Source organism: Ureibacillus chungkukjangi, assembly GCF_003217295.1.
Classification (GTDB): Bacteria; Bacillota; Bacilli; order Bacillales_A; family Planococcaceae; genus Ureibacillus; species Ureibacillus chungkukjangi.
The window spans coordinates 59327-73644 of record NZ_QJTJ01000010.1 but is presented as its reverse complement, the minus strand read 5'-3'; the positions used below and the strand labels follow the sequence as shown (position 1 = coordinate 73644).

Sequence of the window (14318 nt, the reverse complement as noted above, 5' to 3'; positions counted from 1 at the left end):
CCCAAAACAAAAAGACGAGGAAAATTAAAATTTCCCTCGCCCTCGTCGCATCCTGCCCAAGCCTAAACGCTATTCTTTTTTTCTAGATACTAGATTTTTTAGTTTCTCTGTTAGCCCCATTACTGCTGGCATGAATACCGGTAGCATCAGGAAGCTTAGTAATACTAGGCCGATTAATACAAGAATGGCTACTTGCATTAATGTGATGATGCCTGATGGAATTAGAGCTGCAAACGTACCGCCTAAAATTAGTGCAGCTGATAAGACAACGCCGCCGATATGTTTTGATGCATCAATAATTCCTACACTGCCTTGATCCTTCACCTCATGGTAGCGCATCATTAAGAAGATACTGTAATCTACTCCTAATGTCACAATCATGATGAAGCTGAAGAATGGTACATTCCAGCTCAGGATACTTTGACCTAGCACTGCTTCACTTAATAATTCTGCAAGTCCAAGTGATGTGTAGTACGCTAAAATTAGTGAGCCAATAATGATAATTGGCTGCCAAATCGAACGTGTGATAAACACTAGTACAAGCGCAATACCGATCATCATGATGACAATTGTGCGTGTAAAGTCATCACTTGAGATTTGCTGTAAGTCTACATTGGCTGTAGATTTTCCACCTAATGCGATTTCTGCATCAGAGAGGCTCGCATTTTTAGCTGTTGCTTTGATTTGCTCGTCAATGTCCTTGATGATTGCCATCGCTTCTTTTGAATATGGATTTACATCTAAGATAATCGTCATTTTAGTCATTGTACGATCATTCGACATATACATATTTAAGCTTTCTTCAAATTCCTCGCCGTCTAGAACCTCTTGCGGGATATAAAATACGCTATTTGAATCTGAGCTAGATACTTCACCAAGATAATCCTGTGCGTCTAATAAGCCATCACTAATTTCAGTTAAGCCATCTGTACTCTTTGCTAAGCCGTCTTGTAATTGCTGCATTTTATCTTGTAGAGTAGCTAAGCCATCTTGCAATTGTTTTTGACCGTCATTCACAGTAGATAAGCCTGTTTTCAGCTCACCCGTTTTTGAGCTAATTTCATTGACCCCTGCTTCACCAGATTGAAGACCTGTCGCTAAAGTATTTGCTCCAGTTTGTAATTGCCCTACTCCTGCTTCAACCTGCTGTAAGCCATTTGTAATTTGAGAAAAGGCCGTATTTGCTTCATGTAAAGAAGCAACAGCACCATTATATTGTGGCGTAAGCTCTATTAATTTTGCCTCTAACTGTGCAAGCTGTGCTTGAGCACCTTTGGCTGTTCCAATTACTGTTTGAACATTTACATCAGAGGCTAACTCTGGATTTGATTGAACTAATGCATTCATGGATTGTTCAATTGCTACATAACCTTGAGCGCTACTTGCTATCGCATTTTCCACTGTAGTGAAAAGCTCACTAAATGCACTAAATCCATTTTCAAGCTCTCCATAGCCTTGCTGTAATCGTGTTGCACCGTCACTTAACTCCTCGATGCTTTGCTTCAGGGTATTTAAGCCAGTCGCTAACTCTGTTGCACCGTTTGCACCATTTTCAAAGCCTTGTGCTACTTGGTTTAAAGCGTCACCTAGTTGCCCAACGCCCTGCTCCATCGAAGACGTACCATCGATTAGCTGCTGGACGCTGTCAAAGCTGTTTTGATCGACTGCTCCAAGCTTATCTTCAGCTTCAGAAAGTCCTTCATTAATCGTTCCTAAGCCTTCTTGTGCAGAGCCAAGACCTTCATTTAACGTATTTGTTTGATCTTGAATATATAAATCCTCTATTTTCTCACCAGCTGGACGTGTTACCGATAAAACCTTTGAGACACCATCTATATTTGAGATGACTTCTGCCAATTGATCGATGTCCTGTAAGCCTTTTTGAGTTGCTAGAGAGTCCTCAGACTTAATGACCAAAGTTGTTGGTGATGAGAATCCAGATGGGAAATGATTTTCAATCACATTGATTGCTTGTTTTGATTCGTAATCATCACTGATTTCAACTAAGTCGTTATAATTCAGCTCGCCAGAATATTTAATAATAAATGGTACCGAAATCGCTGCTACTAATACCAAAGCGACAATTGGTCTAAAGAAGGAATGCTTTGATAAAAATAACCAGATTTTATTTTCACTATGGCCATTAATAGTTTTAATCGGCCAGAACATTTTAATGCCAAATACCGCCATAAAGAACGGATTTAATGTAAGTAGAACAAGTAATAACACCGCTACCCCAATGGCAACTGCTGATGTTGCTTGGTAAAGCTTGAATTCAGCTAGATACAAAACGATAAACCCGATAAAAACAGCAATTCCACTATAGATAACTGTTTTACCCGCAGTACGATATGTCTCCGTAATCGCCTTTAGTATATGTCCACCCTTACCAAGCTCTTCTTTAAAGCGTGTGTAAAGAAGGATATTATAATCTGTCCCAATTCCAAATAAAATAACGATTAGAAATACCTGGGTAAAGTTCGAAAATGGGAAGTCAAACTTATCAACAAGCTGTGTAACAATCCCAAGAGAAACGATGTACGAAACGCCCACTGTAATTAAAGAAATTAAAGGTACTACTGGTGAACGGAAAACTAAAACTAAAACAACCAAGATGAAAACAATGGCAATAACCTCTGTTTTCTTAATGCCCTCTTGAGAAGACTTAACGAAATCATCCATTACAATATCTGTTCCTGTATAATAAGAATCAACAGATTGTAATTTGGTTTTGTCTCGTAAGCTTTGAGCAGCTTCTTCCACCGTTCCTTGACTTTTGTCAACGGAAATTTGAGTCAAGATTGTTGTGCCATCATCGGAAACGAGTTGCTTTTCTGCTTCCTCACTATCAGAAGGTGCAAGCATATCTGTAATGCCTAATTCACCACTTTTGTCTTTTAGTGATTGGATAGCTTGGTCGACCTCTTCAAGCTGCGTATCACTTAATGCTTCATCACTTCCACTAGTAAACACTGCTATAAACTCATAGGCATCTGTACTATCGTCTGCCATTTCTGTTAGCAGCTTAGATGCTATTTGACTTTGTGTATAGGACGGAATTTCTGTTTGACCTTTTTCACGCACTAGCATATCTAAGTTTGGCATTGTGACAATCATCACGATGGAGATAATGACCCATATTAAAAACGATGCTGTACGTACATTCAGCCAATTTTTCAAAACTAATCACCTTTCTTCTATATATTTCATTTTGTCCATAAACTTTTGATTCATGAAAAACTCTATAAATACCCTAACATGATAAAAAAGTTTACAATATAGACAATCAGGGTCGATTTGTTTAAAAAATAATTGGAATAAATAGGTGAAAAAATGAAGCATAGTGATGAAACGAAAAGAATTCTTTCTGTGTCCTTAAAGGAAATTATGAGAAATAAGCCGCTTGAAAAAATTTCAATTCGGGAGCTGACCGAAAAAGCCAATGTGAATCGCCAAACCTTTTACTATCATTTTGAGGATATATACGATTTGCTTAAATGGACCTTCCAGCAGGAAACGGTTCAGTTACTAGATGTGGATGAAAACTCACTTTTTTGGAAGCAAGGATTACTGCAGCTTTTCAAATATTTAGAGGTAAACAAAGAGTTCTGTTTAAATGCTTTACAATCCTTAGGTAGAGGTCATTTAAAACGGTTTTTTTACTCGGATATTTCTACAATGCTCGGGAAAGTCATTAAGTCACTTTGCAAAAATTTAAATGCAAGCGAGGAGCATGTAGCATTTCTAACACATTTCTATACACTTTCCTTAGCAGGTCTTGTAGAAAGCTGGCTATTGGGGGAAATGGATCAAACACCGGAGGAAATTATCGAGATAATTGATACCTTCATCCAAGACCAAATACGAGGAGCAGAGCATAGGATTAACGGGATTGGTTAGAACTCTAACAAAACTGGGGGGTAGTTTAAAATGGAATTCGCTAATTTCACAGTGATTTTTTTAGAACTCCTTGCGCTTTTTTTATTTTTGTCTGTATTATTTGAATTTGTATTTAAAAATAAAAAAGTGCTGATTTCAGTATTAAGAAATTTCATTTTACTGGTGTTTATTAATTTTTTTGTAATTTCACAGCATGAATATATGTTTGAGAATTTTCGAAAGCACGCTTATGGGATGTGGGCATTGCTATTCCTTATGTATTTCATATTTATAAGAGATTTATATTCATATATAAAGTCTATAAAATCGGAAAGAGCCAGTATTAAAGAGTAGTGTTGACGTTTTTTACTTTCTTTCTAAAAAAACAGCACTCATCTTCAAAAAAAGATGATGTGCTATTTTTTTCGTCTCCGTTTTGTCGATTGCGAGATTCCGAGCTCTTCTCTATATTTAGCGACTGTTCTTCTAGCTATAGGAATACCTTCAGCTAGCAGGATGTTAGCAATTTTCTGATCGGAAAGCGGTCTTAAAGTATCCTCATTTTCGATAATAGCCCTTATTTTTTCTTTTATGAATAAAGGAGACTCTACCTCGCCACCTTGTATCCTTACCCCCCGCACGAAAAACGTTTTTAAAGGCAATGTCCCTTGTGGTGTTTGGATAAATTTTTGGCTAATCGTTCGACTAACGGTTGATTCATGAAGCCCTAAGCTTTCTGCAACGTCCTTTAACCGAAATGGAACCAATTCCTTTTTCCCGTTGTTCAGAAATGCCCTTTGTTTCTCCACAATACTTTCCGTGACTCTAAAAAGCGTTTCATGTCGTTGCTCAATACCGCGCATTAAAAGAAAAGCCTCTGAAAGCTTAGTATTTAAATACTCTTTTATTTCCCCTGAAGCGTTTGCTCGAAGCAATTCCACGTAATAAGTATTAATCGAGACTTCAGGTAAATATCTATCATTCAAATGAATAACATACTCGCCATTCATTTCTTCAACAATAATATCTGGAATAATATATTCTTGCTTTGAAGACAGAAATTCCCTTAACGGTCTTGGATTCAACTGCTTAATATAAGAAAATAAATTTTCTACTTCTTCATTTGTCATTCCATATAATTTAGCAATCCTTTGAAAATCCCCTTCTGCTAAAACTTCCAAATGATTTTGAATAATCAGCACTGTATTTTGAGGAGCATCCTGTTTACGAACCACTTGCAAATACAAGCACTCTGCTAAATTACGAGCTCCGATTCCAGCAGGCTCAAGGCTTTGCAGCACAGCAATAAGCTCTTCACACCTTTCTATCGAGAGTTGAAAACGTTCTGCTATTTCCTCAATATCACAATCTAAATACCCTAAATCGTTTAAATTGCGAATTAAATAAAGTACTATTTCTCGATCCTTCTTAGACAAATGTTTTAATAGCACTAGCTGTTCCATTAAAAAAGCTTCCATCGATTCTTCTCGATTAGGAACCTGTAATAACGGGTCAAAGCTTTCATCCTTCATAGAACTAATCGCTTCGGGAGCCTGAATTCTTGCCATCTCAAGTATATGCTTCGAATCAATTTCCTTTAATTCAATAAGTGGGTTTGCCTCTGCTTCTTCTTTTATGAAATTTTCAAGCTCCACCAAAGAATATTTTAAAATCTCTAGTGATTGCCTCGCTTGAGGTGTTAAGGACAGCTTTGTTTCTAGCTTTTGCTGCATATTTAAAGAAGCTTCCATTTAACCCCCCCTTTCTTAAATCTTTTGTACCCGTATATCTAACCGTTTCATTCGATATTGCAGACTTTGACGGCTAATTCCCAAAGCTATTGCTGTATTGGTAATATGAGAATGATGCTTATGTAAATAATGCTCGATTGTTTGCTTTTCAAATAAGGCTAATTGATCCGTTAACCCCATAGTCTCCTCCATTGACTCCGTAAATTCTGGCGATGAAGCAGCCATTTTCACTTCACTCTTCCTATATTGATAAGGTAAATGGTCAAACTCGATTACTTGTTCATAATTCACCAGGTTCATGGATGCTTCTATGACATGCTCAAGCTCCCTGACATTACCTGGCCAGCTTTGCGCTTCAAAAAATTGAAGCACTACATTTGAAACTGATTTTACATTCAGCTTGAATAACTCATTATATTTTTGAATAAATTCCTTAATCAGCACTGGAATATCCTCGTATCGTTCTCTTAAAGGAGGAATAAACAACGTCACAACGGCCAATCGGTAATACAAATCCTTTCGTAAACGATTATTCGAAATCGCATCAATCGGATCCTCATTTACCGTAGCAATCACTCGCACATCAATCGGGATTTCCTTAGAACCACCTATTCTTCGTACCTTTCTTTCCTGCAAAACTCGTAATAGCTTTGCTTGTAGAGAAATATTCAAGGAATTCAATTCATCAAGCAAGATTGTGCCACCCTGTGCCTGCTCAAATAATCCTGGACTATCGATAGCACCTGTAAATGCACCTTTTGTCGTACCAAAAAGAATCCCTTCGATTAGTGTATCCGGTAATGCAGCACAGTTTTGAGTGATGAAGGGAGAGTCCGAACGATCACTTTCCGCATGAATACTTTGAGCAAATAATTCTTTTCCTGTTCCAGTCTCACCAATTATTAAAACATTTGAATTGGTACGGGTCGCTCGCTTTGCCAAAGCAATCACTTCTTTTATTTCACTGCTTTTCCCTATAATATGATTGAATGTAAAGTCTGTCTTTGTTTGTCTAAGATTTTGGCGCATTAAGCGTTCCATTCTTGTCACATCTGTTGCGATTTCAACAGCCGCTGAAATTTCCCCATCCATTGTTAAAGGAAATGTATTGTTGACTGTCGTGATTTCTACACCACGATTATTAAAATAGGTTTGCTTCACATTGACGATTTCCTCGCCATTTTGTAGCGATTTCAATAATGTGCTACTTTGATTTTCTTGAAATCGAAAGACATCTCGCACATCCTTATGTAAAACATCTTCTTTATCCATCGCTTCCATTTCACGCATTTTTTTATTATAAATAATTGTTTTTCCTTCTTGGTTAACAGCATGTATTCCTACACCAACACGCTCGATAATTTCTTCATATAATTTTTTCATCATATACTCATTGTGATTCAATTGTATATCACCTCATATTCATCATACCGTAAAAATATTTTGCTAAATAGATGTAATTCTAAGAAATTTTGCGCAAATTTTTTTGGCGATTAACGAATTATGTTATCAATACTGACCGTAAAGTTGGCATGGAAATTGCTTATTAAATTAGTGTAACAAGTAGCATAATTTTAATAGCAATAATTCACTTTCCATTGGGGAACAAATAAGTAATGAAATCTGTTTTACCGTTTCAGGGTAAAGTGTAGTTGCAGGACTTTTTAAGGAGGAATATTAATGACGACAAAATCAGCTAGTGTAATCAATCAAACAGAAAAATTTGGTGCACATAACTATCATCCACTACCAATCGTAATTTCAGAAGCCGAGGGAGTTTGGGTACAGGATCCTGAAGGCAATAAATATATGGATATGCTTTCTGCCTATTCTGCTCTTAACCAAGGGCATCGCCACCCTAAAATTATTAAAGCTCTTATCGATCAAGCAAACCGTGCAACATTAACTTCACGTGCCTTCCATAACGATCAGCTTGGACCTTGGTACGAAATGTTAACAAATATAACTGGCAAAAACATGGTACTACCAATGAATACAGGTGCAGAGGCAGTAGAGTCTGCCATCAAGGTAGCACGTCGATGGGCTTACGAGGTTAAAGGCGTAGAAGATAATAAAGCTGAAATTATTGGCTGTGTTGGAAACTTCCATGGTCGTACAATGGGCGCTGTATCTCTATCATCTGACGAAGAATATCAACGTGGATTCGGTCCACTTTTACCAGGCTTCAAGTTAATTCCTTATGGGGACGCAGAGGCACTTAAAGCGGCAATAACACCAAATACTGCTGCATTTATCGTAGAGCCAATTCAAGGTGAAGCTGGAATTGTAATGCCACCTAAAGGATTCTTAAAGCAAGTGGAACAAATCTGTAAAGAAAACAATGTTTTATTTATTGCCGACGAGATCCAAACTGGTCTTGCTCGTACAGGTAAAATGTTTGCTCACCAATGGGATGAGGTAAATCCAGATGTTATCATCCTAGGTAAGGCTCTTGGTGGTGGGGTATTACCAATTTCTGCTGTTGTAGCAAATAGTGATATCCTAGGTGTTTTAAGCCCTGGCTCTCATGGTTCAACATTTGGCGGAAACCCTCTTGCATGTGCAGTATCAATTGCATCTTTAGAGGTACTAGAGGAAGAAAAGCTAACTGAGCGTTCTTTAGAACTAGGTAACTACTTCCAGGAGCAATTGCGCGCAATTAGCCACCCTTCTATTAAAGAAGTTCGTGGTAGCGGATTATTTATCGGGGTTGAATTATCCGTTGCAGCTCGTTCTTTCTGTGAACAACTAAAAGAATTAGGCCTATTATGTAAAGAAACACATGACTACGTTATTCGATTTGCTCCTCCATTAATCATTACAAAAGAGGAAATCGACTGGGCTTTAGAAAAAATTAGAGCTGTATTTGCATAATTGTTTTTATAAAGAGGCTGTTCGAATTATTTTCGAATAGTCTCTTTTTTACGTTAAAATAAAAAAAAGCGTCATTCAAAAGGAGTTATAGATATGCAAACGATTTTTATATCTGGATACCGTCCTCATGAGCTCGGTATTTTTAATGATAAACATCCTGGAATACCAATTATTAAGAAGGCCATTGAAAATGAATTAAGGATTTTGTTTGACGAAGGGCTTGAATGGGTAGTGATTAGTGGGCAACAAGGGGTAGAAACCTGGGCAGCTGAAGTCATAATTGAGCTGAAAGACGAATATCCTAATTTAAAATACTCTATTATTACACCCTTTTTAGAGCAAGAGAAGAACTGGAACGAGCAAAAGCAACAAAAATATCATTATATTGTTTCCAAGGCTGATTTTGTCACAAGTGTTACGAAAAGACCTTATGAAGCGCCTTGGCAATTTATCGAAAAGGACAAGTTTATTATCCAAAATACAGATGGAATCCTCCTTGTGTATGATGAAGACAATGAAGGCTCTCCGAAATATGTTAAAAAACTTGCACAAAAATATGAGGATCAGCATAACTATAGGATTATAGAAATTAATGCATATGATTTACAATCAATTGCAGAAGATATGCAAAGAGAAGATTGGTAAAAACCACCTGTCTTTGCATACTCTATTATGGTTTCACTTATTGTTCCTCGATTATTGCTTCTTCTTTTCTTCTCTTATCAACCATTTAAAAACATTTCATTTTAATTCAGAAATTATTGATTAAATTTTCTGACATTTAAAGTATTTTTTGCTATAATGGAATGAAATTCAAATAATTTATTATTATAAAGGAGATGATGCTATGCAGCAAATCAGATTTGTAAAAGAGCCAAAGCCTATTAATGTATCTCATGATACGTATAGAAGAGAGTGTATGTACACTAGAGGGGTCCACATTCCGTTTGATGATTTTGTAGGCATTTTAGAGGATATGTCTGAGGATACGAAGCTTTACTTTGAATTCCATAATCCAGGAAAACAAATTACACCAGGTACGTATTTAAATGGGCATGCAGGGCTTGCAAAAAGCATTGTAAATTACTATCAAAATACAAAGGATATGCAGGTTGGTAGCTTAATCGGCCAAGATTTCTATGTTAAAATTATTTAAATTTTGAGGTGACAATAAGGTGAATACCAACTAAAAAACACCGCTTTGTTCGAATGCCAATGGCGCTTCGCTTCAAGCGGTGTTTAACTATAATTATCTCTTTTGAATTGAAATCGTCCAAGCTGCTTCGTCTAATTGCTCAAAGTTCGTTACAGTATGACCAGCTTCTGCTGCCCAAGTTGGAATTGACTCTGTTCCTTGTGTACAGTCAAATTCAACTACAAGTACGTCGCCTGAGTTCATGTCCTCGATTGCATTTTGAGCTTCGATTAAAGGAAATGGGCAAACCATTCCTTTTACTTCTAATGTTTTTTGCATTTCATTTCCTCCTCAAATTTTTTATGCAGGTGTTACTTGCTCTCTTAGTTTTTGAGCCTTTGCTTTTTGGCGTGGGCGTACAAAAACAAAGTATGATGCTGTCCAAGTACCTAAAATCATGAATACTAGACCAATCCACCCCTGCCATGTCATCATTGCCGTCATTACTAAGCCATTCCCGATTGAACAGCCTCCAGCAAGACTTGCACCAACACCCATTAAATTACCGCCAACAAAGCTATTAATCCCTGTTTTTACATCTGGCATTCTAAAACGGAATTCTTTACTTGCCTTAGCCGCAATAAATGATCCTGCAAAAATACCTAGTACTAAGAATACGCCCCAGTTAATGAAGCCCGAATCACCTGTAGTTAAATATTGCAGAATATTAGCTGATGGTGTTGTAATACCTAAACCAAACACACGACCAGTTGCTGCACTTAATGGCCAAGCTATTAAAGCAATAACACCGATTAATGTAGCCGTTACAAAAGGATGCCAACGTTTTTCAAATAAAATATGGGCTAACCCTGTACGTTTTGGTTTTAATGATGGAACTACAACTTTTGGTTTTGTTAATTGTTTAAAAACAATAAATCCTACTATCGCAACAAATGGAATAATGATTACCCAATGGTTAATGCCAAATGTTTCTGCAATAGAGTTTGTTGGCATTACAGCAGTTGCCTGTGCCTGTTGATTAAACGGTGCAAAAACACCAGACTTCATCATCGTGCTCATTAACATATAACCTGCTAATGCAATCCAGCTACCGATTAAGCCTTCCCCAGCACGATACCAAGTACCTGTTGCACAGCCACCTGCTAGAATAATCCCAATTCCGAAAATAAACGATCCAATAATGACCGAAAGAATTGGTAAAGAACCAGCAGAGTATTCGAATACACCTAAATCTATAAGTAAAAATACACCGACACTTTGTACGGCAATCGCAATTAGCAGCGCGTAAAACATGCGGTTATTTTTTGCTATATACATATCACGGAACCCACCTGTTAAACAAAAACGACCTCTTTGCATAACGAAGCCTAATAATGCACCACAAAGTAGCCCGGTAATTATCATATATGTCACAGTCTCACTCCTTATCAAAATTTAATCCTTAGTAAATCAATATGATTATAATACATTATAGATTACTAGTTTACAATAGTTTTTTTGTATACAAAATGGCCGATCGTTCCTTTTGTGCATTTTAAGGGACTATTTTATCTTTTAAAAAAAGTGCGAAATAATTTATCTGAAAAATGTTGACAATTTAATTGATAATGATTATCATTATCATATATTAATACTCTTTCGAGACAAACCCCTCAGACTTCTCGAATAAATATTATGGAAAATGGCAAATCTACTAAAGGTTTGCCATTTACTATTTTGACTTCTAATTTGGGGTATAGAATACATATATATTTTTAAAGGAGTGTTGATAGAATGGAATTTCGAATTGAAAAAGACACACTAGGTGAAGTACGTGTACCAGCAGACAAAATTTGGGGCGCACAAACACAACGTAGCAGAGAGAACTTCCAAATTGGCGAAGAAAAAATGCCCATTGAAATCGTCCATGCCTTTGCAACATTAAAAAAGGCTGCCGCTATTGCCAATAAAAAATTAGGCAAGCTTCCAGAAGTTAAAGCAGAGAAAATCGTTGCTGCAGCCGATGAAATTCTTACTGGCAAATGGGACGACCAATTCCCCCTTGTAGTTTGGCAAACAGGCAGTGGAACGCAGTCAAATATGAATGTAAATGAAGTAATTGCCTTCCGTGCAAACCAAATGCTTGAAGAGCAAGGAAGCTCAGAGCGTATTCATCCAAATGATGATGTAAACAAATCTCAAAGCTCGAATGACACCTTCCCTACTGCCCTGCATATTGCTGCAGTAGAAATTGTTGAAAACTATTTAATGCCTCGCCTTCAATTATTAAAAGCTACTTTAAAAGAAAAGGCAGATGCATTTAACGATATTATTAAAATTGGCCGTACCCACCTACAGGATGCAACGCCACTAACATTAGGTCAGGAAATTAGTGGTTGGCACCATATGCTCGTTAAATCTGAAAAGATGATTATGGTAAATATACAATTTTTAAAGGATCTTGCAATTGGCGGAACTGCTGTTGGTACTGGAATTAATGCACATCCGAAATTTGGCGACATGGTAGCAGAGGAAATCAGTTCATTAACTGGCCAAGACTTCAAATCGTCGGAAAACAAATTCCATGCACTGACAAGCCATGATGAAATCGTATCCGCTCATGGGGCACTAAAGGCTCTTGCTGTAGATTTAATGAAAATTGCCAATGATGTTCGCTGGCTTGCAAGTGGACCTCGAAGCGGAATTGGTGAAATTACGATTCCAGAAAACGAGCCAGGAAGCTCGATTATGCCTGGTAAAGTCAACCCGACTCAAAGTGAAGCGATGACAATGGTTGTCACGCAGGTCGTTGGAAATGATGCAACAATCGCGTTTGCCGCATCACAAGGGAATTTCGAGCTAAATGTATTTAAGCCAGTTATCATCTACAACTTCCTACAATCCGCTCGCCTACTTGCAGATTCGATGAAGTCCTTTAATGATAATTGTGCAATCGGCATCGAGCCAAACAAAGAGGTTCTTGAACGAAATCTTGAAAACTCATTAATGCTAGTAACAGCATTAAACCCTTATATCGGTTACGAAAACGCCGCTAAAATTGCGAAGAAAGCCCACAAGGAAGGCACAACTTTAAAAGAGGCAACCCTTTCACTTGGCTTACTAACGGACGAACAGTTCGATGAATATATCGATCCGAAGAAAATGATTTCCCCGAACGCTGAGTAATAGGGGTGATGGGGTTAACCAGGCAGAAAAACATAATGTTTTTCTCCCTGGTTTTTTGTATTTGGGAATCTAGCGGTTTTAGGAGGTTAAAGTAGTATTCGGGAGAGTGCGTGGTTAGACTTTGAAGTGTTTGATTTGGCGGATGAAATGCAATCTCTGATGGGAATTTGATTCGGTATGTACTTCATCCGGCTTATGAACGGCATCACTGGTGCTTTTTTGACTCGCGATGCACTTCATTCAGCTTATGAACGGCATCTCCAGCACACTTTTGCCTCACGATGCATTTCAACCACCTTATGAACTGCATCTCCAGCACACTTTTCACTCACAATGCACTTCATCCCGCTTATGAACTGCATCACCGGCACACTTTTGGCACCCCATGCACTTCATAATACTTATCTAACATATCTTACATCCGATTTTCTCTAAAACAGCACTTCTTACTTCATTTGCACTCCAATACCTTTATAATGAAACTAAACTCTCGTAACCGGAAAGGAGTTCTTATAATGAATCAGCCAATTTTATGTGTTGGAGAACTTTTAATAGATTTTTTTAGTACTGATCGTAATGCCAATCTAGTAGATAGTGTTTCATTTACGAAACAAGCTGGCGGTGCGCCTGCAAATGTCAGTGCGGCGATTGCGAAGCTTGGAGGAGAAGCTCATTTTTGCGGGAAAGTCGGGAATGATTCCTTTGGCGACTATCTCCAAAAAACATTAGAGCATCTAAACGTAAATACAACACTTTTGTTCAAAGATGACACTCATCCCACAACATTGGCATTCGTTTCTTTACAGGAGGATGGTCAACGTGACTTTATCTTTAATCGAGGCGCGGATGCATTTTTATCGCTCAATGAAGTTCCAAAAAACCTATTCGATACTATGAAACTCGTACATTTCGGTTCTGCTACTGCCCTTCTTCCGGGTGCTTTGCAACAAACTTATACGAAATTACTTGATGCGGCTAAAGACAATGATTGTTATATTTCCTTTGATCCAAATTTCCGATCCGATTTATGGAAAGGGCAAGAGGCTGAATTCGTTAAATTGGCCCGTGATTTGATTGCAAAATGTGATTTTTTAAAGGTAAGTGACGAGGAGCTGACTCTTTTAACCAACAAATCCGATATTACGAAAGCTGTTTCTGAGCTTCATGCCATTGGTGCCAAATGTATTGCTGTTACCCTTGGAAAAGCTGGCACTTACCTTTCCTTTGAAGAAAATTCAGCAACTGTCCCTAGTATCCCGATACAAGCAGTGGATACAACCGGTGCTGGTGATGCATTTGTAGGGGCAACGCTTTTCCAGCTCGGTAAATTGGAGAATCCCCAATCATTAAGCTTCCTAGAATGGCAAAACATCGTTCACTTTAGTAATAAGGTTGCCGCAAAGGTTTGTGAAAAGATTGGTGCTATTACCGCTTTACCTACTATTGAAGACATATAAAAAGGGAAACTCAGTTGTCGTAAATGACCTCCTGAG

11 protein-coding genes are annotated in these 14318 nt (G+C 37.7%); 6 read left to right on the top strand and 5 right to left on the bottom strand.

Going from position 1 to position 14318, the window contains the following annotated elements; all coding sequences use genetic code 11:
• Positions 1–69: 69 nt before the first annotated feature.
• Positions 70–3180 (bottom strand): MMPL/RND family transporter, encoded by a 3111-nt coding sequence (locus BJ095_RS09475; RefSeq protein ID WP_235867624.1) that lies wholly within the window; start codon positions 3178–3180, stop codon positions 70–72.
• A gap of 153 nt (positions 3181–3333) precedes the next feature.
• Between BJ095_RS09475 and BJ095_RS09470 the strand changes: the two genes are divergently transcribed.
• Complete coding sequence (locus tag BJ095_RS09470; protein WP_107935154.1) at positions 3334–3900, top strand: TetR/AcrR family transcriptional regulator; 567 nt, start codon at positions 3334–3336, stop codon at positions 3898–3900.
• A gap of 395 nt (positions 3901–4295) precedes the next feature.
• On the opposite strand, the gene rpoN is transcribed toward BJ095_RS09470, so the two are convergent.
• Positions 4296–5630 carry an RNA polymerase factor sigma-54 gene (gene rpoN, locus BJ095_RS09460; protein ID WP_107935156.1) on the bottom strand — a complete coding sequence of 445 codons (1335 nt, stop codon included), beginning with the start codon at positions 5628–5630 and terminating at the stop codon, positions 4296–4298.
• A gap of 15 nt (positions 5631–5645) precedes the next feature.
• Positions 5646–7016, bottom strand: a complete 1371-nt coding sequence (locus tag BJ095_RS09455; RefSeq protein ID WP_107935217.1) for a sigma-54 interaction domain-containing protein — start codon at positions 7014–7016, stop codon at positions 5646–5648.
• Positions 7017–7310: 294 nt separating this feature from the next.
• On the opposite strand from BJ095_RS09455, the gene BJ095_RS09450 reads away from it, so the two are divergent.
• The 3 genes from BJ095_RS09450 (at position 7311) to BJ095_RS09440 (ending at position 9660) form a co-directional block, all read left to right on the top strand.
• Positions 7311–8504 (top strand): ornithine--oxo-acid transaminase, encoded by a 1194-nt coding sequence (locus tag BJ095_RS09450; protein ID WP_107935157.1) that lies wholly within the window; start codon positions 7311–7313, stop codon positions 8502–8504.
• A gap of 93 nt (positions 8505–8597) precedes the next feature.
• Positions 8598–9149: an SLOG family protein gene (locus BJ095_RS09445; RefSeq protein WP_107935158.1), complete on the top strand. Its 552-nt coding sequence runs from the start codon at positions 8598–8600 to the stop codon at positions 9147–9149.
• Between the two features lie 202 nt (positions 9150–9351).
• The gene (locus tag BJ095_RS09440; protein WP_107935159.1) at positions 9352–9660 is read left to right on the top strand and encodes a hypothetical protein; all 309 of its coding nucleotides are present in this window, start codon (positions 9352–9354) and stop codon (positions 9658–9660) included.
• A gap of 93 nt (positions 9661–9753) precedes the next feature.
• Here BJ095_RS09440 and BJ095_RS09435 read toward each other — a convergent pair whose 3' ends face one another.
• Both BJ095_RS09435 and BJ095_RS09430 read right to left on the bottom strand, forming a co-directional pair.
• Entirely contained in the window at positions 9754–9978 is a 225-nt protein-coding gene (locus BJ095_RS09435) for a sulfurtransferase TusA family protein (protein WP_107935160.1), read from the bottom strand.
• A gap of 21 nt (positions 9979–9999) precedes the next feature.
• Complete coding sequence (locus BJ095_RS09430; protein ID WP_268968877.1) at positions 10000–11064, bottom strand: YeeE/YedE family protein; 1065 nt, start codon at positions 11062–11064, stop codon at positions 10000–10002.
• Between the two features lie 369 nt (positions 11065–11433).
• Between BJ095_RS09430 and fumC the strand changes: the two genes are divergently transcribed.
• Together fumC and BJ095_RS09420 are read left to right on the top strand one after the other, a co-directional pair.
• Entirely contained in the window at positions 11434–12825 is a 1392-nt protein-coding gene (fumC, locus tag BJ095_RS09425) for a class II fumarate hydratase (protein ID WP_107935162.1), read from the top strand.
• Positions 12826–13337: 512 nt separating this feature from the next.
• Positions 13338–14282, top strand: a complete 945-nt coding sequence (locus tag BJ095_RS09420) for a carbohydrate kinase family protein (protein WP_107935218.1) — start codon at positions 13338–13340, stop codon at positions 14280–14282.
• Positions 14283–14318: the final 36 nt, after the last annotated feature.